Origin of the sequence: Halolactibacillus halophilus, assembly GCF_900115605.1 — a bacterium.
In the GTDB taxonomy this organism is placed as follows: Bacteria; Bacillota; Bacilli; order Bacillales; family Amphibacillaceae; genus Halolactibacillus; species Halolactibacillus halophilus.
In genome coordinates this window covers 1-20,376 of the sequence record NZ_FOXC01000039.1, presented here as the reverse complement: position 1 = coordinate 20,376, position 20,376 = coordinate 1, and the positions used below count along the sequence as shown (strand labels likewise).

The 20,376-nt window shown below is 36.5% G+C and carries 37 protein-coding genes and 1 tRNA gene; 30 read left to right on the top strand and 8 right to left on the bottom strand.

What is annotated here, in order from left to right; genetic code table 11:
- The first annotated feature begins 304 nt into the window (after positions 1 to 304).
- The 3 genes from mgtE to BM098_RS11355 all read left to right on the top strand — a co-directional run bounded on the left by mgtE (position 305) and on the right by BM098_RS11355 (position 3,126).
- On the top strand, positions 305 to 1,666 hold the full coding sequence (mgtE, locus tag BM098_RS11365) for a magnesium transporter (protein ID WP_089833427.1): 1,362 nt from the start codon (positions 305 to 307) through the stop codon (positions 1,664 to 1,666).
- A 119-nt stretch (positions 1,667 to 1,785) separates the two neighbouring features.
- Positions 1,786 to 2,565 carry an enoyl-ACP reductase FabI gene (fabI, locus tag BM098_RS11360; protein WP_089833425.1) on the top strand — a complete coding sequence of 260 codons (780 nt, stop codon included), beginning with the start codon at positions 1,786 to 1,788 and terminating at the stop codon, positions 2,563 to 2,565.
- Positions 2,566 to 2,853: 288 nt separating this feature from the next.
- Positions 2,854 to 3,126: a hypothetical protein gene (locus BM098_RS11355; RefSeq protein WP_089833423.1), complete on the top strand. Its 273-nt coding sequence runs from the start codon at positions 2,854 to 2,856 to the stop codon at positions 3,124 to 3,126.
- A 188-nt stretch (positions 3,127 to 3,314) separates the two neighbouring features.
- Here the strand turns inward: BM098_RS11355 and BM098_RS11350 are convergent, their stop codons facing one another.
- Genes BM098_RS11350 through rodA form a run of 3 tightly spaced genes read right to left on the bottom strand, consistent with a single transcriptional unit; the run spans position 3,315 to position 6,050 of the window.
- Positions 3,315 to 3,737, bottom strand: a complete 423-nt coding sequence (locus tag BM098_RS11350; protein WP_159430182.1) for a GNAT family N-acetyltransferase — start codon at positions 3,735 to 3,737, stop codon at positions 3,315 to 3,317.
- A 41-nt stretch (positions 3,738 to 3,778) separates the two neighbouring features.
- Positions 3,779 to 4,882 (bottom strand): putative lipid II flippase FtsW, encoded by a 1,104-nt coding sequence (gene ftsW / locus BM098_RS11345; protein WP_089833419.1) that lies wholly within the window; start codon positions 4,880 to 4,882, stop codon positions 3,779 to 3,781.
- Positions 4,883 to 4,892: 10 nt separating this feature from the next.
- Positions 4,893 to 6,050, bottom strand: a complete 1,158-nt coding sequence (gene rodA / locus BM098_RS11340; protein WP_089833417.1) for a rod shape-determining protein RodA — start codon at positions 6,048 to 6,050, stop codon at positions 4,893 to 4,895.
- A gap of 738 nt (positions 6,051 to 6,788) precedes the next feature.
- Here rodA and BM098_RS11335 point away from each other — a divergent pair.
- Positions 6,789 to 6,861: transfer RNA gene (locus BM098_RS11335), tRNA-Val, on the top strand.
- A 17-nt stretch (positions 6,862 to 6,878) separates the two neighbouring features.
- Here BM098_RS11335 and BM098_RS11330 read toward each other — a convergent pair.
- The 4 genes from BM098_RS11330 to BM098_RS11315 form a co-directional block, all read right to left on the bottom strand.
- Positions 6,879 to 8,006 (bottom strand): site-specific integrase, encoded by a 1,128-nt coding sequence (locus BM098_RS11330; protein ID WP_159430181.1) that lies wholly within the window; start codon positions 8,004 to 8,006, stop codon positions 6,879 to 6,881.
- A gap of 53 nt (positions 8,007 to 8,059) precedes the next feature.
- Positions 8,060 to 8,362: a hypothetical protein gene (locus tag BM098_RS11325; protein ID WP_089833413.1), complete on the bottom strand. Its 303-nt coding sequence runs from the start codon at positions 8,360 to 8,362 to the stop codon at positions 8,060 to 8,062.
- A gap of 67 nt (positions 8,363 to 8,429) precedes the next feature.
- Positions 8,430 to 8,849, bottom strand: a complete 420-nt coding sequence (locus BM098_RS11320) for a hypothetical protein (protein ID WP_089833411.1) — start codon at positions 8,847 to 8,849, stop codon at positions 8,430 to 8,432.
- A 14-nt stretch (positions 8,850 to 8,863) separates the two neighbouring features.
- Positions 8,864 to 9,493 (bottom strand): LexA family protein, encoded by a 630-nt coding sequence (locus tag BM098_RS11315; protein ID WP_089833409.1) that lies wholly within the window; start codon positions 9,491 to 9,493, stop codon positions 8,864 to 8,866.
- A 152-nt stretch (positions 9,494 to 9,645) separates the two neighbouring features.
- On the opposite strand from BM098_RS11315, the gene BM098_RS11310 reads away from it, so the two are divergent.
- The 4 genes from BM098_RS11310 (at position 9,646) to BM098_RS11295 (ending at position 11,198) form a co-directional block, all read left to right on the top strand.
- On the top strand, positions 9,646 to 9,861 hold the full coding sequence (locus BM098_RS11310) for a helix-turn-helix transcriptional regulator (RefSeq protein ID WP_089833407.1): 216 nt from the start codon (positions 9,646 to 9,648) through the stop codon (positions 9,859 to 9,861).
- Positions 9,862 to 9,891: 30 nt separating this feature from the next.
- Positions 9,892 to 10,641, top strand: a complete 750-nt coding sequence (locus BM098_RS11305; RefSeq protein WP_089833406.1) for a Rha family transcriptional regulator — start codon at positions 9,892 to 9,894, stop codon at positions 10,639 to 10,641.
- Positions 10,642 to 10,869, top strand: coding sequence for a hypothetical protein (locus BM098_RS11300; protein ID WP_089833403.1), 228 nt, complete (start codon positions 10,642 to 10,644; stop codon positions 10,867 to 10,869).
- Between the two features lie 83 nt (positions 10,870 to 10,952).
- Positions 10,953 to 11,198 carry a hypothetical protein gene (locus BM098_RS11295; protein ID WP_089833401.1) on the top strand — a complete coding sequence of 82 codons (246 nt, stop codon included), beginning with the start codon at positions 10,953 to 10,955 and terminating at the stop codon, positions 11,196 to 11,198.
- On the opposite strand, the gene BM098_RS11290 is transcribed toward BM098_RS11295, so the two are convergent.
- Complete coding sequence (locus tag BM098_RS11290) at positions 11,179 to 11,646, bottom strand: hypothetical protein (RefSeq protein WP_089833397.1); 468 nt, start codon at positions 11,644 to 11,646, stop codon at positions 11,179 to 11,181. The genes BM098_RS11295 and BM098_RS11290 overlap by 20 nt on opposite strands.
- Before the next feature lie 75 nt (positions 11,647 to 11,721).
- On the opposite strand from BM098_RS11290, the gene BM098_RS11285 reads away from it, so the two are divergent.
- From BM098_RS11285 to BM098_RS11200, 22 genes are all read left to right on the top strand, one after another.
- Entirely contained in the window at positions 11,722 to 11,925 is a 204-nt protein-coding gene (locus BM098_RS11285; protein ID WP_089833395.1) for a helix-turn-helix domain-containing protein, read from the top strand.
- The gene (locus BM098_RS11280; protein ID WP_089833393.1) at positions 11,912 to 12,172 is read left to right on the top strand and encodes a hypothetical protein; all 261 of its coding nucleotides are present in this window, start codon (positions 11,912 to 11,914) and stop codon (positions 12,170 to 12,172) included. The genes BM098_RS11285 and BM098_RS11280 overlap by 14 nt, the downstream gene beginning before the upstream one ends.
- A 12-nt stretch (positions 12,173 to 12,184) precedes the next feature.
- Complete coding sequence (locus BM098_RS11275; protein ID WP_089833392.1) at positions 12,185 to 12,433, top strand: hypothetical protein; 249 nt, start codon at positions 12,185 to 12,187, stop codon at positions 12,431 to 12,433.
- On the top strand, positions 12,433 to 12,660 hold the full coding sequence (locus BM098_RS11270) for a hypothetical protein (RefSeq protein ID WP_089830496.1): 228 nt from the start codon (positions 12,433 to 12,435) through the stop codon (positions 12,658 to 12,660). The genes BM098_RS11275 and BM098_RS11270 overlap by 1 nt, the downstream gene beginning before the upstream one ends.
- A complete protein-coding gene (locus tag BM098_RS11265; RefSeq protein ID WP_089833390.1) occupies positions 12,641 to 12,886 on the top strand; it encodes a hypothetical protein in 246 nt (81 codons plus the stop codon). The genes BM098_RS11270 and BM098_RS11265 overlap by 20 nt, the downstream gene beginning before the upstream one ends.
- Complete coding sequence (locus BM098_RS11260) at positions 12,883 to 13,158, top strand: hypothetical protein (RefSeq protein WP_089833388.1); 276 nt, start codon at positions 12,883 to 12,885, stop codon at positions 13,156 to 13,158. Before BM098_RS11265 ends, BM098_RS11260 begins: the two co-directional genes overlap by 4 nt.
- 75 nt (positions 13,159 to 13,233) lie before the next feature.
- Entirely contained in the window at positions 13,234 to 13,398 is a 165-nt protein-coding gene (locus BM098_RS13620) for a DUF6906 family protein (protein WP_186819712.1), read from the top strand.
- A 103-nt stretch (positions 13,399 to 13,501) separates the two neighbouring features.
- Positions 13,502 to 14,320 carry a phage replisome organizer N-terminal domain-containing protein gene (locus tag BM098_RS11255; RefSeq protein WP_089833387.1) on the top strand — a complete coding sequence of 273 codons (819 nt, stop codon included), beginning with the start codon at positions 13,502 to 13,504 and terminating at the stop codon, positions 14,318 to 14,320.
- Positions 14,321 to 14,336: 16 nt separating this feature from the next.
- A complete protein-coding gene (locus BM098_RS11250; protein ID WP_159430180.1) occupies positions 14,337 to 15,122 on the top strand; it encodes an ATP-binding protein in 786 nt (261 codons plus the stop codon).
- A 12-nt stretch (positions 15,123 to 15,134) separates the two neighbouring features.
- Positions 15,135 to 15,290 (top strand): hypothetical protein, encoded by a 156-nt coding sequence (locus tag BM098_RS13615; protein ID WP_186819713.1) that lies wholly within the window; start codon positions 15,135 to 15,137, stop codon positions 15,288 to 15,290.
- Positions 15,247 to 15,588, top strand: a complete 342-nt coding sequence (locus tag BM098_RS11245) for an HNH endonuclease (protein WP_089833383.1) — start codon at positions 15,247 to 15,249, stop codon at positions 15,586 to 15,588. Before BM098_RS13615 ends, BM098_RS11245 begins: the two co-directional genes overlap by 44 nt.
- A 121-nt stretch (positions 15,589 to 15,709) precedes the next feature.
- Entirely contained in the window at positions 15,710 to 16,123 is a 414-nt protein-coding gene (gene ssb / locus BM098_RS11240) for a single-stranded DNA-binding protein (RefSeq protein WP_089833381.1), read from the top strand.
- Between the two features lie 12 nt (positions 16,124 to 16,135).
- Positions 16,136 to 16,702: a helix-turn-helix domain-containing protein gene (locus BM098_RS11235; RefSeq protein WP_089833380.1), complete on the top strand. Its 567-nt coding sequence runs from the start codon at positions 16,136 to 16,138 to the stop codon at positions 16,700 to 16,702.
- Positions 16,680 to 16,820, top strand: coding sequence for a hypothetical protein (locus BM098_RS13495; RefSeq protein ID WP_159430179.1), 141 nt, complete (start codon positions 16,680 to 16,682; stop codon positions 16,818 to 16,820). Before BM098_RS11235 ends, BM098_RS13495 begins: the two co-directional genes overlap by 23 nt.
- A 209-nt stretch (positions 16,821 to 17,029) precedes the next feature.
- A complete protein-coding gene (locus tag BM098_RS11230; RefSeq protein ID WP_089833378.1) occupies positions 17,030 to 17,437 on the top strand; it encodes a beta-sandwich lipoprotein in 408 nt (135 codons plus the stop codon).
- On the top strand, positions 17,434 to 17,709 hold the full coding sequence (locus BM098_RS11225; protein WP_089833376.1) for a hypothetical protein: 276 nt from the start codon (positions 17,434 to 17,436) through the stop codon (positions 17,707 to 17,709). Before BM098_RS11230 ends, BM098_RS11225 begins: the two co-directional genes overlap by 4 nt.
- A gap of 2 nt (positions 17,710 to 17,711) precedes the next feature.
- On the top strand, positions 17,712 to 18,218 hold the full coding sequence (locus BM098_RS11220) for a dUTP diphosphatase (protein ID WP_089833374.1): 507 nt from the start codon (positions 17,712 to 17,714) through the stop codon (positions 18,216 to 18,218).
- Positions 18,219 to 18,238: 20 nt separating this feature from the next.
- Positions 18,239 to 18,628: a hypothetical protein gene (locus BM098_RS11215; protein ID WP_089833372.1), complete on the top strand. Its 390-nt coding sequence runs from the start codon at positions 18,239 to 18,241 to the stop codon at positions 18,626 to 18,628.
- 12 nt (positions 18,629 to 18,640) lie between these two features.
- Positions 18,641 to 19,078, top strand: coding sequence for a transcriptional regulator (locus BM098_RS11210; protein ID WP_089833370.1), 438 nt, complete (start codon positions 18,641 to 18,643; stop codon positions 19,076 to 19,078).
- A 186-nt stretch (positions 19,079 to 19,264) separates the two neighbouring features.
- Entirely contained in the window at positions 19,265 to 19,417 is a 153-nt protein-coding gene (locus tag BM098_RS13490; RefSeq protein WP_159430178.1) for a hypothetical protein, read from the top strand.
- 65 nt (positions 19,418 to 19,482) lie between these two features.
- Positions 19,483 to 19,905: a hypothetical protein gene (locus BM098_RS11205; protein ID WP_089833367.1), complete on the top strand. Its 423-nt coding sequence runs from the start codon at positions 19,483 to 19,485 to the stop codon at positions 19,903 to 19,905.
- A complete protein-coding gene (locus BM098_RS11200; protein WP_089833429.1) occupies positions 19,898 to 20,242 on the top strand; it encodes an HNH endonuclease in 345 nt (114 codons plus the stop codon). Before BM098_RS11205 ends, BM098_RS11200 begins: the two co-directional genes overlap by 8 nt.
- The last annotated feature ends 134 nt before the right edge of the window (positions 20,243 to 20,376 follow it).

Genomic DNA, 20,376 nt, shown 5'->3' with positions numbered 1-20,376 from the left:
ACATTTAGGCAGAAATAAGGTGCTAGTGAGTTATTTAAGTGAGCAATCTCTGTCTCACTTAAAATCCCTTCACCAACACCAAATATTATACAACCGATGAAAGAAGGCGTCGATACATGAGTCAACCTGTATCGGTGCCTTTTTTTATGATGAGTACCTGAATAATCAAGTATACAAGTCTTATGTTTAAAAGAAAGATAGACAGGGAACATGAATAAAACTGTTTTCTTTTATAAAACAAACATTCTATGATAAAATAAGCTGTTAGAAACGTTTAAGAGCTACGGGTAAGGAGGGAAATCTTATGGAAAAATTAGATCAAGAAGAAAAAGAACCGTTATATACTGAGATTGAAGAGGCGCTAGCTCAAGAAGATATGCATCGATTTCGTGATGAATTTTTGGAGATGCACCCGTATGATCAATCTGAATTATTTGAAGAGTTAAATGAAACAGATCGTCATTTAGTGTATAGCTACTTATCACCTGAAGAAATGGCCGATGTAATTGAACATATTGATGAAGATCGGGTTGGTGACGTCATTACCGAAATGAATCCGACATATGCGGCCGAAGTATTAGCCGAAGTCGCAACGGATGACGCGGTAGATATTTTAAATGATTTAGATAAAGATAAGGTCGCTAGTTACTTAACGATAATGGAAGAAGAAGCGGCAGATGAGATTAAAGATTTGCTGCACTATGAAGAGAAAACTGCCGGTAGTATTATGACAACAGAATACGTCGTAGTCACGACGGATATGGATGTCAAACAAGCGATGCGACATTTGCGTCAAGAAGCGCCTGACGCGGAGACGATTTATTATATTTACGTCGTTAATCAAGATCGTAAACTGGTTGGGGTTATTTCATTACGTGACTTAATTATTGCTGACGGGGCTGAAATTATTGAAGATCTTATGAGTGATCGGATTGTGTCTGTATCCGTTGGTGATGACCAAGAACAGATTGCTCAAATGATGCGTGATTACGACTTTCTGGCCCTTCCTGTTGTTGATTTTCAAAATCATTTGCTCGGGATTATAACTGTCGATGATATTATGGATGTTATGGAAGAAGAAGCTAATGATGACTACTCAAAACTCGCCGGTGTTGATGTGGAAGCGGCAGATTTGACGCCTGTTCAAGCGGCTAAGAATCGATTGCCATGGTTGATTATCTTAATGTTTTTAGGGCTGTTTACCGCAAGTATTATAGGACGATTCGAAGAAACGTTAGATCAAGTCGCACTTCTTGCAATTTTCTTACCACTGATTGCTGGTATGGCTGGTAATACAGGAACACAAGCGCTTGCGGTTGCAGTACGAGGGATTGCGACCGGTGATTTTCAAAAACAAGGGTTATCTAAAATTGTTACCCGAGAGTTAACGACTGGTGTGATTATTGGGGTAACATGTGGTTTATCAATTTGGGGAATTATTTATATTTGGCAAGGAACACTTTTTTTAGGATTTGTCGTTGGTCTATCGATTATGACGACATTACTTGTTGCGACGGTCTCGGGTGCGCTTGTACCACTCTTGATGCACTACTTTAAAGTCGATCCTGCTGTGGCGTCAGGTCCATTTATTACGACCATCAATGATATTATTTCGGTTGTCATTTACTTTGGTTTAGCAACCATGTTTATGCAATTTCTCATTTAATATAAATAGAGGCGAAGGTCTCTATTTTTTTGTAGTAAAAAAAGATTGCTAAATATTATATTATTCGTTAATATAGTACTAGGTACTAATAACACGTAATAAAACCGGAGGTTGTTGATATGAATTTTTCTTTAAAGGGTCGCACCTATGTCATTATGGGTGTCGCTAATAAACGTTCTTTAGCATGGGGGATCGCAAAGGCACTTGATGAAGCGGGTGCTAATTTAATTTTCACCTATTTAAGTCCACGCTTTGAAAAGTCTGTGCGTGACTTAGCTCAAACATTAAATCAAGAGGTTGAACATTTCTATGAGTGTGATGTGAGTGATGATCAATCAATTGAACAAGCTTTTGGACAAATAAACAAAGATGTTGGTGTGATTCATGGGTTAGCGCACTGTATTGCTTTTGCTGATAAGGATGATTTAAAGGGTGAATTCAAACAGACGAGTCGGGAAGGTTTCTTAACGGCGCATAACATTAGTGCTTATTCACTCGTGGCTGTTTCACGTGCAGCTGAACCGCTAATGACAGAAGGTGGTAGCATTGTTACCCTTACTTATCTAGGTGGTGAGCGTGTTGTTCAGAATTACAACATCATGGGTGTAGCGAAGGCTAGTCTTGACGCATCGATGAAATATTTAGCGAATGATTTAGGTAAACAAAACATTCGAATTAATGCAATCTCAGCTGGTCCAATCCGAACGTTATCAGCTAAAGGTGTAGGTGATTTTAATAAAATCTTAAGAGATATTGAAGAAAAAGCACCATTAAGACGAACAGTCACGCAAGAAGAAGTTGGATCAAATGCTTACTACTTGTTCAGTGATCTGTCAAGCGGAGTCACAGGTGAGATTATTCATGTTGACTCTGGTTACAGTATTTTAGGTTTAGCTTAACTTGTTTCCCTATTTTTTATCATCATAAATATAAAGTCTAACCGGTCAAGGTTAGGCTTTTTGTGTTGAATTAAACGGGTTATTTTTCAAATCGTAGAATCTTAAAAAGTTGTATAAGTCATAAGTGAAAATCTCAATCTTGCATATAAGTGGCTATGGTTATCAGTAATATATGAAATGAGAGAAGTCATGTTAACGATCAAAAATGTTTCTTTTTTTGAATAATCGGGTATAATGTAATTAACAGAAGATTTTTTCTTTTAGAATGCTTCAAAGGAGATGAGAGCGATGGGTTATGTCCTTCCAATTGATCAATATGTTTATCAAGCCTACCATAATCGTGTGATTGGGCAAGAAGTTGAACCATTTAAACTAGACCAACTTGAACCTGTCCCATCAATTGAAGCAAAGCATCACTCTGGTCAATCGATTGACCGACATCTCTTTGGCCAATCTGGAAAAGAAAAAGGCCAGCTATTTAAACAGGAAAAACAGTCCACCCTTCAAAAATTACAACGAGACTTAACGGGAAAAGGTCAATATATTGATGCCTTCATCTAATAAACATGAGCTTTAGCCATTCAGTGGCTGAGGCTCATGTTTTTAATTGTAGAATGGTCGATGATATTAAGTAGTGAGACGAACCTTACATATTAAAAATATTTACTGCAACTTACTTGTCTCTGAATGATATAAAAATCCTTGTCTTACTTAGTGCTATGACTAAGTTAACAAGGATTAGGTTAATGTTATAACGTTTTTTCCATCGCGACATGCGCAATATTTGCTTCAAAGAACTCATCTGAAGTCACCACGTAGCCAAGTTGTTCGTAAAAACCGGCTGCCTGTTTTTGTGCGTGTAACTTGCTGATGGTTAAACCGGCTTGCTTCATAAATAGCTCTGTTTGAAGCATCAGCTTTTTCCCGAGCTGTTGTCCCCGGTAAGGTTTTAAAACGGCCATACGTTGAATTTTTCCTTTGTGTTGTGTCGGCGTAAATCGTAGACAGGCGACAGGCTGGTCGTGAATATAGCCAATGACATGTGTGGCTACCTCATCTAAAGCATCCTGTTCAATCAAAGGATCAACACCTTGCTCTTTTACGAAAACATCATATCGCACAGCGTAAGCATCTTGTTTTTGTTGGTTAGTTGTTGCTTTTAAAATATTCACGAAAAAATCTCCCCCTAAATAAATTCACACTCTGTTGTTTTCTATTCGCTAATTTTTTTACGTCCGGATACATTGATCAATAAACCAGATGCAACCATCATAATGACAAGTGATGTCCCGCCGTAACTGACAAAGGGGAGAGGTATCCCTGTAATGGGCAATAGCCCAGACATTGCCCCAAGATTGATGACCGCTTGAATAATGATTTGGAACGTAATCCCGAGTGCAAGTAACCGGTAATAGTCGTTATTTACTTCATTAGCGATTTTTATCCCGCGGAATAAGATCACTAAATAACAACCAACCACAAGTGTGATCCCAATAATACCTAGTTCTTCGACAATCACTGACATAATAAAATCTGTATGAGCTTCTGGCAAATAGCCGAGCTTTTGCACACTATTGCCGAGTCCTGCCCCAAATAACCCACCGGAGGCAATTGAGACATAGGAACTGGCAAGTTGATAGCCGGCCCCTTGTAAATCATCAAATGGATTTAAAAATGACGTGATGCGCTGAAACCGGTAAGGTTCAATATAAGCAAACAAACCCGCAAGAGCACCGCCGGTTATTATTAAACCAAGAATATGCCGGACTTTCACACCACTAAAGATAATTATTGCCCCGCAAATGGCGAGTAAATGGATGGTTGTACCTAAATCAGACTGTGACATAATTAATGTTGCTACAACCGCAAAGACAATCAGTGGTGGCAAGACGCCGTATAGAAAACTATTAAAATATTCTTTCCGCTTGGAATAAAACTTGGCAAAATAGATGACCATAAAAATTTTGACGATTTCAGATGGTTGAAAAACGACGCCTAGATTAACCCAACGTCTGGAGCCATTGCGTACAACCCCGAGTTGTGGCGTCAAGACAAGCACCAGTAACAAAATGCTGATAAGAATAAGCCAAGGACTCATTTTACCGGCAAATTTTAATGACACAAAACTACTAATAAACATGAGCACAAGTCCAGCAATAAAAAAGATCAGTTGCCGTCTAAAAAAATGTAAACCATTATTATAATCGAGTTCACCCAGTGTATAACTTGACGTATACACCATAATGAGCCCAAAGATTGATAACAAAAGTATGGCGCTAATTAAAATAAAATCAAATTTTTTTACTCGCTCTATCATAAAAATCCCTCTATTCTTCTTCATCATTTCCAAACATATAAGATTTCGTTCGGAGATGAACACTCGTCACAAGCCCAATCGCCAACATATTTGTTAGTAATGCACTCCCACCGTAACTCACAAATGGTAATGCTAAACCGGTAATCGGCATGAGTCCAATGGTCATACCAATGTTTTGAAAGATCTGAAACGTTAATAGGGCGATGACCCCCACGCAAATATACATACCGAATAGTGAATTTGCCTGTAAGGCAATCGTAATGATTCGGTAAATCAATAAGAAAAACAAGACAACAACAAGACTTGTCCCAATAAAGCCAAACTCTTCGCCGATGACGGCAAAGATAAAGTCGGTATGGGCTTCAGGAATATGGCCGCTTTGTACTTGATACCCTTCCCTAAAACCAGACCCTGACAATTGTCCCGAGCCTATCCCAAGCAGGGCTTGTTGAAGCTGGTAACCGAAACCACGTGAGTAGCCTTCTGGGTCGAGCCAACCGTAAATACGGGCCATCTGGTGAGCTTCGACAAAACTTTCTAATATATCACGCTGATAGAGAAATAAATAAACCAGTGTGCCGATGCCAGTGATACCTGTCGCGACGAGTATACCTAAGAGCTTAAGAGACAAACTTGATATTAAAAGTAAAGCCGCGACTGAAAACAAAATCATTAACGTCGTACCAAGGTCGGGTTGTTGCCAAATAAGATATAACGGAATTATTGTGAAAAATAATATTTTAGATAGCACCCAAAGACTTGGCTTAAAATCTAATCGGTATTTACCAATTTTACTGAGAATCATTGCAATATGTAAGACAAGAAAGATTTTCATAAATTCTGATGGCTGGAGTTCTGTCACACCAACATCAATCCAGCGTTTAGAACCATTACGTTCAACCCCAATAATATCAACTAAAACGAGTAAGAAAATGCTGCCTAAATAAAAAAGCCACGTCCATCGTTCCAATAATTCGAAGTCGAAGAAGGCGACGACCATCATAACAATGAGGCCTAAGACAATAAAGACAAGTTGCCGTTTAATAAAAAAAGAAGGATCCCCGGAAGCGTATTGTCCGGAGCCACTGTAAATTGCGAGCAAGCTGATTGTAAATAAACAACCTAAAATAAAAACAATCGTATAATCGATTGGGAGTTTTTTTTGCATAACCATTCCTCATTTTCTAATGAATTGCTTTAATTTAAAAAAGTGTATCTCCACCTATCATACCAAAAAACTGTGGCGTTGTGGGGAGTCATCTGAATCATTTTACAATTAAAGCTATAATGAGAAAGTTTAATTTCATAAACTAAAGGATATAAAGAATTGAATCACTAATAACAAAAAAATATGATGTGAAATTGTAAGAAGAAAAAAATGTCAAGTGAATGAGACAAGTGAAAGGAAGACCTTATATCAGTGGCCAACTGAAAAAGTGATTGAACAGTTTAAAACTGATGCGACAGAAAGCCTATAAACAGTGAAGTACCTGCTGGATAATTGTTGTACGACAACGCAATAATGTTGCCATCACAGGCGACAGTTTTAAGAAAGGGCGAGCGTACAAAAACTGATACTAGAGCGAACTAAACTGAAATCGGTAAAATCAGTACCGCAATGAGCGAAATATCCTTTCACATACGGCTGAAAAAAAAGAAACCTCAGGTCTGTCGAAGAATTCTTTATCGTTTTAGGGTGAGAAGATACATTTTTCTACCATTCGCGAGAATGGTAGGTGAGTTTAGTTCAATATAGTTGAAGTAACAAAATTCTTCAGAAAGAAACGCATATAATTTATTAAAAAAGGAGAGGACAATGAGGCAGTTAAATTGTGCATGATTTTTTAAAGATATATATTGACAAATACACCAAGATTGACTATGATATAAACACAGTTTCATTTATGACTTCGTAGCTCAGTTGGGAGAGCACCACCTTGACAGGGTGGGGGTCGCTGGTTCGAGACCAGTCGAAGTCACTACGGCGACAAGGGTTTTACTTCTTTGTCGCTTTCGTTTTATTCTCATTGACCACATTTTGACCACGTAAATAATTTGAGAACTTTTCAGCGGATGCAGATTGCATATCTGGCATGACGTGAGAATACGTATCTAATGTGATTGATACTTTGCTGTGTCCTAATCGTTCACTAACGACTTTAGGATTTTCGCCGAGTTTTAACATTAAAGTTGCATGCGTGTGACGTAGATCATGAAAGCGTATCTTTGTCACATTACATTTATCTAACAACGTGTTAAAATTACGCAAGAGATTACGTGGATGGTACGGTGTACCAATCGACGTACTGACGACCAAATCAGTTTCAAACGTCTTTTTAATACGATGTTTCTTTAGCTCTAACATTTCAGCAGATGTTAGGGCTATTTGTCTTTTAGATCCCTTTGTTTTTGGTTCTTGAATTTTCATCTCATTGTTAACAAGTACTAAGTTTTGCGTGACATGTATCTTGTTATTGGCAAAGTCAATATCTTTCCAGCGCAACCCTAAAATTTCCCCTCGTCTCATTCCTGTGTAAATAGCCAAATAATAAATGATATACGTATCGTAATCTTTAGCAACCTCTAAAAATGTATTGACTTCTTCTAAGGTCCACGTATTCATTTCCTTAGCTTTTGGTATTGGTGCATCCACTTTATCCATAATATTTAACTTTATATAATCGTATCGATGTGCATATTTAAATATAGAAGATATTAAGTTATGCAACGTACGTACGAAACTTGTAGTGAGTTGTTCTTCAATCAATTGATTATAAAAGTTTTGTACATGAAGCGGTTTGATATCTTTTATTTTCATCTTACCTAAATGTCCTTTTATTCGATTGTTATAAGATGATAAACGATTTTCATACGTTGACTCACGCATCTTATTCTTAGCTACAACATCAAAATATTCTTGTGCAATCTTATCAAACGTTTCTTTTGTTACTTCTACATAATTACTATCAATAACTTCACTTTCTACTTTAGCTGCTGCCAATTCTGCTTCTTTTTTCGTTTTAAATCCAGATGTCGTTTTCTGTCGGCGTCTACCAGTCACTGGATCAATACCTGTATCGACCGTAAAAGACCACGTTTTACCTCGCTTACGTATATAAGCCATGATAATCATATCCTTTCGTGTATTTAAGCCCCGGTAAAACGGGGCATTGTTTATTAACCTTCTTTTTCTGTGATATAGCTCTTTCTTATTTCTTTCACGTATTCTGTTCTTTTTTTCGCGAACTCGTGGATATCTTCAAGCAAAATCATCGCCTTACCTAAAGCGGCAAACAAAATAAATGAAATTACTCCGTATGAAGTATACGTAATAAAAATAAAGAAAGAAAAATCAGTATCGTATGATATATCATTAGAGACGTTACCATTAGCAATACCTAAAATTACGCCTCCGATAAGTGAAAACCATGCCAAAAAATGAATTGCACTGACCATAAAACTGTTTTGTTGACTATTCATAAAAACACTCCATTCTAATTTTAGCCCCGCTGATCAGTCGGGCTATTAAGTTTTTAGCGCTAAGAACTTAGATTAAATATAAAACGTAACGGCTTTTTTTAGTGAATAACTTTACACCACCTTGCCCATCAAGGTCCATATATTTTCTCTTTCCACCATTTATTGATCCTGTTAACTCGGTATCCAGCTTTTCTTCGGGCATATTTTCTGATTTTACAGTACCTATTTGTTTATCATCATAAAAAACAGTACATGTCTTACCCTTTTTAGTAGCTGTGAAACCAGTCACTTTGTGATCCGTGATTTCAAATACTGGATTATTCTGCGTTCTCTCCAAACTTTTGACTTCTTTATTGGATAGTCCTTCGAAAGCAATCCCTTTATAAGGATTTGATTCCATAATCTCAGCAATAACATCTTGCTTCAAAGCGCTAACCTTGATAGGGTCTATTCGTTTTTTCTTTTTTAGGAAATTTAAAATTTTCATTAAGAATACCACCTTTAGAGTTTTGCTGTTATTTGCAAGGCCTTACCAATAATACGCGCAGGATTCTTTTCATCCACAATTATTGGTTCATAATTGCTATTGTCTGGATCTAATATTAAGTATCCGCTTTGCTTCTTTACTCGTTTTAATGTAGCTTCTGTATCACCATTAACTAAAACGGCGGCTATTTCTCCACTCTCTACATCGCTTTGTTCTCTAATCAGCACGAGTGACTGATTAGGTATCTTCGGTTCCATGCTGTCACCCTTAGCTTTTAAGTAAAAAAGATTTCCTGCTGGTAGTAGATCAGCAGGTTCAACGTGATAGTCGATAACGTTTTCTACTGCAAGTATCGGATCACCGCAAGCTATTTCACCGATGATGGGGATTTTGATGAAGTTTCCAGTAGATTTAAATACGTTGGTCGGAGCGTGTGCCCTTACCGGGAAAAAATAATCTATATCAACATTAAACATATTAGATAACGCGAATAGAATATCTTGGTTAGCTTGTCTATCACCTTTTTCATATCTACTGATTGCCTGTTTTGTTGTACTGAGTTTTTTAGCTAAATCGTCTTGATTTAGACCGTGTTTTTCTCTTAGTTGTTTAATCTTGTTACCTATAAAAATTCTTAAATCCATTACTCTCACCTCCTATATAAGTATAATACCCATTTTAACACAATTAATCACCATAATGGTGAAATTTTTTAAATAATTTTAATTTTATTGTTGAATAGTCACCGTAATGGTGATATAGTATAACTACAGAAAGCGACAGGGGGTGACGTTAAATGCAGGAAAAGCTTATGATTTTACGTGAAAGAAATAATTACTCTAAAAAATATATGGCTGAAAAGCTTGGTTTATCAGCGCAGCAATACAGCAATAAAGAACGCGGAGCTTATGAATTTACCTCCGATGAAATGTTTATTGTAAGAGATATATTCAATAAAAGAATAGAAGATATTTTTTTGCCTCGAAATCACCGTATTGGTGACAAAAAATAAAGTATCACCAAAATAACAGGAGGAATGAAAATGAATCAATTAGAAAAAACGTTAACAAGCTTAGAAGTAGCTGAAATGGTAGAAAGAAGACACGACCAAGTGATGAGAGATATCGATACAATCATGAAACATTTAGGTGACCACAAAAATGTGGAGTCCTATTTCATCGAGTCGACATATAAAAATTCACAAAATAAAGAATACCCAAGTTACAATTTAACCAAAAAAGGTTGTGAACTTTACTCAACACGAATGACTGGAGAAAAAGGAACACAGTTCGCTGTCGCTTATATCGAACGTTTTAACAAGATGGAGAATCACATTAAACAAAATGAGATAAACACAGCAAGTTTAAGTCTTGAACTACAAATGTTCAATGGTTTATTTCAGTCTTTGGCCAAACAAGAACTGGCTACGAAGCAGTTAGAAACAAAAGTTGATGGCATTCGTGATGTGGTTGCACTTAACACGACAGACTGGCGAAAAGATGCGCGTCAGTTAATCAGTAAGATAGCTCAATCTCGCGGCGGATTTGATGCATATAAAGAAGTTAATAACGAGATTTATAAAGAAGTTGAACGCAGGGGCGGTTATCAATTAAGTGTGAGGCTTACCAATAAACGTAGACGTTTAGCTGATGAAGGAGTTAGTAAATCAAAACGTGACAAGCTTAGCAAAGTGGATGTAATCGCAGACGACAAACGTATAACTGAGATTTATGTAGCTGTGGTTAAGGAATTTGCAATCAAAAACGGTGTAACTATCAAGGAGGCAAATTAAATGTTTAAAACAGTTGAACTAGTATTACTTGAAAATCATGCAAATGTAGCTATTGATTACGATGAAAATAACGACGTATATAACCTTACTCTTATCGAGTATGATAGTGATACAACTGGAGACACAACGACTTACGAGATTAAAAACAAAGCAGTTGTTCAATTGAAAAAAGAGCAAATCAAAGAAATTATCAGGACGCTTAAGTACAGCTTAGTTTCAAAAGATTAAAGTGTTGATCAATGTCAATTGTAAGAAAGAAAGCGATCTAAATGAAAGGGTCAAAAAATTTAATAAAACAGGAGGAATTAGATATGAGTATTAAACAAGAGAAATTTTTACCAGAGGTAAGCGAATTAAAACAGATGGATAAGGACAGTTTTGAAGAGTGGACTTTAAATGCGAGAGGTGAACTAGCTAGAAGAAAAAAAGAAAGGGATCCATATCCGATGTTGAAAACTGCGCTGATTAGTATTCTTGAGGACCCCTCGCTAAACGAAACTCATAAAGAATTACGTGTTCTAGAAACTTTACAGAAATTTAGTGATCGTTTCTTTTGATAGCTACTAGTTTTATCTCAGAATTTTTCAAGCTAAGAAAAGGCAACTCGACGTCATTACTTAAGGAAACAGCGTTATACAATACATCATCAATTTTACTTTCTACACCAGAAAAATCAATGGTATCAATGATTTCATTAATTATATTAAAGATTAATCTGGAATCTTCAATTTTGCTAATGGTATACCCTATTTTCTTAGTGTATTCATCTGAAGCGATATAAATCTTTTTTAAAAACTCAGAATTATCTTTGTAGTAAAGTGTCTTATCTATAACACCTAGTCCATCAATATATTCTTCAACAATTGAGTTTGATGACCAGTTTAAAAGATCACCAGTCCAAAAATGATTATCAATCTGTAAGATTACTTTTAAATTCTCAATTTTTTTAGACCAAAACCTTTTTAGAATCACATCAAAAGCTTGAATTTTAATAAGGTTATTCATATTTTTCACCTCCGTATACAGTATTTAACAATATTCTAACACAATATATTGAGTTATCAAAAGGAGGATGTATGTATGTTAAGGATTAAAGAATTACTTGAAGAAAAGAACATATCAATTTATCAATTATCTAAGCTGACAGGTCTTTATGATTCTACGCTAAATAATATCGTTAATAACAGTGAAGCGAATCCTACATTTAACAAAATTTGCAAAATCGCAGATGCTTTGGAAGTTTCACTAGATGAATTGAGAGGTGATAAACATGATCCACATTGAAGTTGATCCGGAATTTGTAGAGAAAGAATTTAAAGCTGCACTTAAAAAACGTTTAGATGAGCTAGAATCTGAAAAAGTCTTTTGGGATATGAAGACACTCGCTCAAAAGACAAGCATGTCAATTAGCCATCTTGAAAAACACGTGATATATCAGCAGGGATTTCCATTGCATCGGGTAGGTAAGAAGCGGATTTTTCCGGCTAAGGAAGCACAAGAATTTTTACTCGAGTGGGTTAAAAAATATTAGGAGGTTATTCAAATGAACAGATACCAGGACTTAATCGATCGCATGGATAAATGGGAAATTGGTCGTCTCATTGTCGATAGAAGCGGAGTATTGAAGTTACAACGCAAGTCTGATGATGAGATTGTAGATATTGCTAGAAATAGCAATATCGAAGTTTTAAACGGTAATAAATTTGAGAAGCACTCGTACGAAACGTTATCGACTGTTACTGACGATACAGGGTGGCCAGCTTACGCAGGGCTTTATACGAGGGTGAAATGATGTCTAGATACTTTATCACCTTTGGAGAACTAGCGTTTATTGGATTTGAAGATAATGAAGCCAGGTTCGCTGTAATGGATAGCCCGGGTTGGGGAAGTAAAGTGAAAGTGTATGACAATGCCATTAGTGTTTGGCACGACAAACAAATTTTAGGATTTGGTCGGGTTAAATTCGCCAGAAATTTTAAGGAAATCGGAGGGGAAATTGATGTACAACGTACTCACTAACATTGATGAATTTTTAAAGAAATTTGAAGAACGATTTGAAGAAGTAAAGGCGTGTAACAACTTACGGATTAGAGATTATCGAATTCAAGCACTTATGACAGACATTGAGCGTGCATTTGATATTCCGGTAGCTGATAGAGCGAAACGAGAAGCGTTTAAAGTAGGGTTTTCGGAAGTATGGGACCTGTACAAACGAGTATCTAAAGAGCGGTGGCCAAAGCAATGAACTTTATGACTTACATCGCTTTTACTGCTTTCACCGCTTCATTGATAACCGCTTCAATCACCGTAATGCTAGCTTTAAAGATTGGTAGCACACGCAATATTAATAAAAAATTGATTGATCAGATAGGTGCCCATATAGAATGTACAAACTTATTGATTGAAAAGCAATATATCGCACGTAACTATGAAGCACTTAACAAATTGTTAGTTAACCAATTAACGAATTACAGGGATATAAGAAAATTACTGAAGGAGGACAAACATGAATATTAAAGTATCTTTTTGGACGCGGTTAAGCAAGAAACAACAGATTAGTCTACTGGTGAAGAGGAAAGGGGGCGAGATTTAATGAAGCATGGAAAGAAGCCGAACAGGCAACAGAAACTACTAATGAGCAAATACAAGATTGATAGCAGTAACTGGTTGGTTGTTAAGAACCTAAATGATGAGTTAGTCGTAAGTCACCGTGAAACAGGCAGATTAAGAACGTTAGATAAGTCAGTTATGCAATAAAAAGAACCTTACTAACAGTAAGGTCCCAACTCATTTAAATGATGCTGCAACATCATTATAAACAATTATAACATTATTTTTAATTAAGTAGGAGGTAATCATTATGAGTGATGTTAAGTGGATTAAGCTTAGCACTCATATGTTTGATGATGAAAAGATACGTGTAATCGAACAAATGCCTGAAGCCGATACGATATTGATTATTTGGGTTAAACTCTTGTCTCAAGCAGGAAAAACGAATGCAAGTGGATATATATATTTAGCGGAAAACATTCCATACACTGAAGAAATGTTAGCTGCCGTATTTAATCGGCCTGTTAATGTAGTGCGAATGGCATTAAAAACATTTGAAAGCTTTGGCATGATTTCTATTGATCAAGAGAATTATATCGAAATATGTAACTGGGAGAAACATCAGAATGTTGAAGGTTTGGACAAGATAAGGGAACAAACGCGAAAGCGGGTAGCAAAGCACCGAAAAAAACAACGGATAGAAACAAATAAAGATAGTAACGATACTGGTAACGATGATGTAACGTTACGTAACGCAACAGATAAAGAACTAGAACTAGATAAAGAATTAGATAAAGAAAAAGATAAAGAAAATAATGTCGTTGCCGTTATTGTTTCTTTTTGGGATAACAATGGATTTGGATTTAATAACATCCAAGCAAAAGAGTCGCTTTTAAAATGGCTAGACGATTCGAATTTTAAAGAACCTGGTGACATGATCATTAAAGCATTAGAGATTGCATCCGCTTCTAACATCAGGAACTTGCGATATGTAGAGGGTATCTTGAAGAACTGGGAGAACTCAAACATCCTAACTGTTGAAGAAATAGAAAGTAACGGTAAGAAGCCTAAGAAAGAAGCGGAGAAGAAAGACAAATACGAAGACATGTACGATGACATGGACTTTTGATAGGAGTGATCAACGAATGGACAGCCTGAAGGACTTCTTGGAAGAAATCAATTTTAAAGTACTTGAAGTGTATGACTGTGAGGGATGCGGTGAGAAGAAAGTAAGAAAAGTAGAAGCGGTTATCCACGCGGGTCCACGTAAGGGCGAAAAAGAAATAGGCGTACTCGGATGTAAGTGTGCTGATAAGGAATTAGCAAGACAACGTACAGTTGAAGTCAATAAACGCCAAGCAGCTAAAAACTTGATGAATAAGTTTGCTAAGTATAGCTTGATCAACGAGTCACTGGAATCTGCTTCATTTGAAAACTATGAAACTACTAACGATGCGCAATCGCAAGCTAAGAGCGTTGCTGTCAATTACGTTAAAGACTTTCCTGACGTAGGCAACTTGCTATTTAGCGGTAATTACGGCACTGGAAAAAGTCACTTATCGGTATCAATCACGAAAGCATTAATTAATAACGGGCATAACTGTATTTTCATTAGTTTCCCGAAGTTGATAACAAAGATTAAGGATTCATTTAACAACGATTCGGTCAGTGAAGACGAAATCATTCGACTGATGAAGCAAGTAGACCTACTCGTTATTGATGACTTGGGCGCCGAACATAAAACGCCATGGACGACATCAAGGCTATTTGAAATCATTGACGATCGTGCAGGTAAGCCGACAGTATTCACAACCAATCTTGAAGCGGCCGAGTTAAAAGACTGGGTAGGAGATAGAATATTTTCTCGAATCATGAACGATACACAGAGAGTTAAGCTAGATAGTTTTGATTACCGGCGATTAAAGAAATAGGGAGGTTGTATCATGCAAGGAGTTATACACTTCAAGTCTAAAGAAAACAGTGATTGTAGAAATGTATTTGATAAATACCCGCTTCTATGTGAAGTAGTTGGATTAACGAAGGAGGACGTTGCTCATGACATTCAGTCCTTACAGCAAACAATTGCAAATCAGAAGTAAGCGCAAGAAAACAAACCGAAATTTTTTACCGACAGTTAAACAAGCGATATTTGAGCGTGACGGATATAAATGCGTCAAATGTGGCAAAGGCATCATCGAGAGTGTACCGCACCACATCACTTTTAAGTCGCAAGGTGGAACTGGCGAGAAGCGGAATGGCGTGACAGTATGCAGAGCATGTCATGATTGGGCACACGGATTAAAGACCGGCCCGTATCACGAACCAGAACATTTAGGTCGTAAATGGTTTGAAAATTGGCGTGAGCGTCGCCTAGATCGGGACGGTAACTACAAATGAAAATCTATGTTTTGGAGAAGACAATCAGAGCAAGTAGCGGTGAAATATTACAAGTCGTACAAACGTTCGATTCTAAACCAAGACGTTTCACTTACATTATTTTTATTTAGGAGATGACAGAATGTTAAATAGAGTTGTTTTAGTAGGCAGATTAGTTAAGGACCCAGATTTGAGATACACACAAAGCGGTAAAGCCGTAGCTAACTTCACTATCGCAGTAAATAAGCCATTTACAAACCAAAACGGTGAACGTGAAGCGGATTTTATTAATTGCGTGATTTGGAACAAGCCGGCCGAGAACCTGGCAAACTACATGAGTAAAGGACAAATGATTGGTGTTGATGGTAACTTACAGACGCGTAGTTACGATGGCCAAGACGGCAAACGAGTATTTGTCACGGAAGTATTAGCGGGATCCGTACAGTTTCTAGAATCTAAGAAGAATAATAAACAAGAAGCGGTTGATTATCCAAGTACAGCACCGCAAACACAAAGTGAGCCGATTGATATTTCAGACGATGATTTACCATTCTAGGAGGGAGTAGTTTTGGACGAAAGAACAAGATTATTAATTGAGTTAGACAAAATGATTGCTAATGATGCACCTACACACGAATTACAAGCAATGCTAGATAAGATTTACCCGAAACGTGTGTCCAAACGCAAGAAGTTACAAAGAAAGTCACATAAAGAATTGACGAAAGAAGAGAGGGAGTATCTTTTCGACTTGAACGGAGTTAAATATACGAGAGCAAATGGCTACACGGACCAAGAACTTAACGAGATTATTGATTTGAGGTTTATCAAACAATGGTCGTCTAAAGATATTGCTATCGAAATGGATCGCACACCAGGGGCAATTAAAAGCAAGATACGTTACTTAATCAAAACAAATGAACGCGCGAAAAAATTCTTTAACCAAGAACAAAAGCAGAAAGAAGAAAAAATATTACGTAGAGAAAAACAAGTGCTTGATCTTGTGCGAGAAGGTAAAACGAATAAAGAAATAGTTGGATTGGTTCCAGGAGTTTCAACGAGAAGCACAGTCGCACAAATCAAAAGCAAATACCAAATGATTCTTGGTGATAAACGTGTCAAGAAAACAGTTTATTGACTTACTCAATAGGTTAGGTATTTACCAAGCTAAACAGATGACGGATGTAGAACTTGTCACAATCTATCTAGAATTGAAGCGGGTAGAAGAGTTAATCAACGAATACAGCAAACAATGAGGTGTGTAAATGAGATACTCCGAAATACTTGATGCTAAGAAGCGGATACGCGTTATACAAGAACTTGCTAACAAATTCAACTATCACGACGTGCAAGATAAATCGTATGAAAAACTAGTTAGTATACTTACTCACTTTAGGGCGCTAGATGTCAATCACGAGCATGCTAGCGATAAATGGTTTTAAAAATAGGGATGGGAGATGAAGAAATGAAACAACGAAAAATGATTTTACTAAGTATGGTGTTATTAACAATGTTATTGAGTGCTTGTTCAGCAGCGGAAACGGTATCGAATAATATAAGCAAGGAATCAGATGAATTTAGAGTAATTAGACGTGTAGTGTTTTATAACTCACTTACTGACACTTATATCATGGAAATGGTCGGAAATATCAGTGTAGACATAGATCGTGACAACGTTATTGAAGTAATCGCAAAGGTTGGTCCTGATGCTTACCAAAAGCATTATCTAGGATTGAGTGACAACGTAACATACACTGTCGAACAATTAAGAACGTCTGATGTATCAGAATATGATTACAAGATGATTTTCAAGCCGGAAAAAATTGTGCCGATTGATATTGAGTATAAAACTGGAGAGGAATCAATGGAATGAAACGTCATGATATAGAACTAGCTAAGATGTTACACAACGTGGAATCTTATATAAAGTCGCTAGAAGAAACAAACGACCATTTTAGCACACAGATAGGTAAGCTAACTGGATTTTTAATGACTAACGATATCAATCCTCTTAAACTTGGCAGGTCATCAATAGACATTGCTATAGACGAAATTAAACGTATACAAACAGAAAATGAACGTCTCAAGAAAGATAACGCAATACTTTATAAACAGAACATTAAAGTTCAAACGAAAGGAATGTGACTATGGATTTAAAACAATTGTTTGACACACAGTTAGAACTAGATATACGAATAAAAAAAGAAAAAGGTCTGATAGGCACTTATTTGCTTCCAGAGAAAATAATAGCTTTGCAAGTTGAATTAGGAGAACTTACTAACGAACTACCTGAAGTATTTAAATTTTGGTCGAACAAGAAAAACAACTATGAAAAGGCGTTGATAGAGTATGTCGATGCACTGCACTTCTTGTTATCAATCGGCAATGACATTAACTACACAATATTCACAGCGCTCAAATCGTCAAATAAGAACGGTACAACGCTAGAAAAATTCTTGGAAGTGTATGAGTTAATTACGAGCTTTAAAATATCACTCGAATATGACGGTGGTCCAGTGCGAGGAACGTACGAAACTTTATTCAATGAGTTTCTTAATTTAGGCAGATTGATTGGCTTTAATGAGAAAGACATAGAACAAGCCTACTACGTTAAAAATGAAACCAATCATAATAGACAGTCAAATGGTTATTAAATCAGTCAGTGAGTGATTATATGACTAATCAGAAGCGGATAGATAATAATTTAGAAGAAGTGAAGAACTATCATAAACAGATCATGCAGCTATCGGAAGAAGATAAAGTAGATAAGATATACTTGCTATCAAAACAACTTGTTTTTATCGGCAGGTTAGCTGCAATATTTTCAGAGATGCACAGGAACATATACGTTGAGCGTAAGCGTATTTACAATATGGAATACTTAAAAGCTAAACAAAGCAAAGCAGTGCATGCAGAGCTTGCTATTGTCGATATTAGAAAGCAGGAAGCGGATGCATACAACAATTACAAACGATGGAATACGGCTTTTATTACAACACGAGAAGAAATTAACGCACTGAAATACAAAGTTAGAATCGATTTAGAAGACGGATCAAGCAGATAGGCGGTAGATAATGTGCAGGAACTAAAGACAACCAAGTCAACATTTAAAAAAGTTGAATCCGAATGGTTTAACTATTACCGGACGTTACAAGAAATTAAGATGTTAGAAGATGCGATACTTTATCCGTACGATGACAGTAACAACGATCCAACAGTCGTTGCTGGTAAGAATAGTGTAAGAGATACAACAGACCCAACGGCTGACAAAGTAATTAGATTGACTAAACATAAGCAGCTAAATTACTTACGTGAGATCACAAGCGCAATTGAAACGGTATATAACGCATTGCCTAAAGATCGGAAGCGGTTAGTGCATGAACGTTACTGGTGCAAAGATAATAATAAAGATTGGGAATATGTCGCGAATCAGTGTTATGTAAGTAAGAGACAAGCGTTAAGATGGCGAGATGAAATGGTTCAAGCTACTGTTGAAGTTCTTGGCTGGAGATAGCATGTCACTTCAATGTCACTTTTGGCCTTCTAAAATGTGATATTATGTTAATGTGAAGTTTTTACCTCCTTAAGGACATTCGCACAATCGGTGTGAGTGTCCTAAATCATTTACAATTAGGCAGGAATATTATGTATTCTTGTCGAATATAGTAGTTAAGCATTGTTAAAAGGAGGTGGATAATAAATGGAAAAAGCAACAGGGAGAAATAGCATGGACGTCGTAATGGAATTGGTTGAAATGCATTTAGATAGACTTCCGCTAGACCAAACTCGCGAAAATCTAGACGAATTGTATACACACTATTTTAAACTCGTTAGAAATACACCTAGAAAATAAAATAACATTATTTAAGACATCTCAATGAGGTGTCTTATTTTTATACATAAAAGGAGATGAAGATGATGAAAATAAGCGACAAGGCGCACTTTATTAGACGGAAGATAGTAGATAGAAACATAAAAGATTGTAAGAAGATTAGTCCTGAACAAATGGAAACTATTGTGCAACTATCAGAAGAGTATGAATCATGGAAAGTAAATCATAATCAAGTAGATTCATTACGATATAGTCCTGATTCTTCTAGCAATAAAGAAAACTTACTTGTTATCGAATTAGAGAATGAAACATCAGTACCTAAAGTCTTTTACGAAGGTGAAGAAGTTACGTTATTAAGAAATATTCGTTTTGATTGGGAAACACAAACTAACGAATTTGGCGGAACTAAGTACAATATTGAACATTTTGAAAAGGTCCATAACGGTATTGTTAGAAAGGGATACGGATTAGCAAGAGGTAAATACGCTCTTGATGGTGAAGATGGCTGAATATAAAACCAAAGAACAAAAGCGCAAATTTTACGATAGTCAACATTGGAAACAATTAAGAGTTAAAGTTAAGCAGCGTGACAATTACGAATGCCAGGAGTGCAAACGAAAAGGCAGAGTAACGATTGATACTAATGAGTACAGCGAGTCAGCAAAACGAAAGAAGATCATGCTGGTAGTGGACCATATTAAAGAGATTGAAGATCATCCAGCGTTAGCTTTTGATGAGGATAACTTACAAACGCTTTGCGTTAACTGTCACAATAAGAAGCACGGTAGATACGTTGACTATTCTCTGTGGCAAAAGAGTACTAAATGGAATGATGAGTGGTGGTAAGTTATATAAAATAAATAGCCCCCCACCTAAAAAGTTTTGCGATTTTAACCATCGGGGGCACCGGTAAAGGGGGCTCGATTCTGCAGATGCAGCAAAATATTTTACCCCCTCCCTCCCCGTAGTCCATGCAGAAA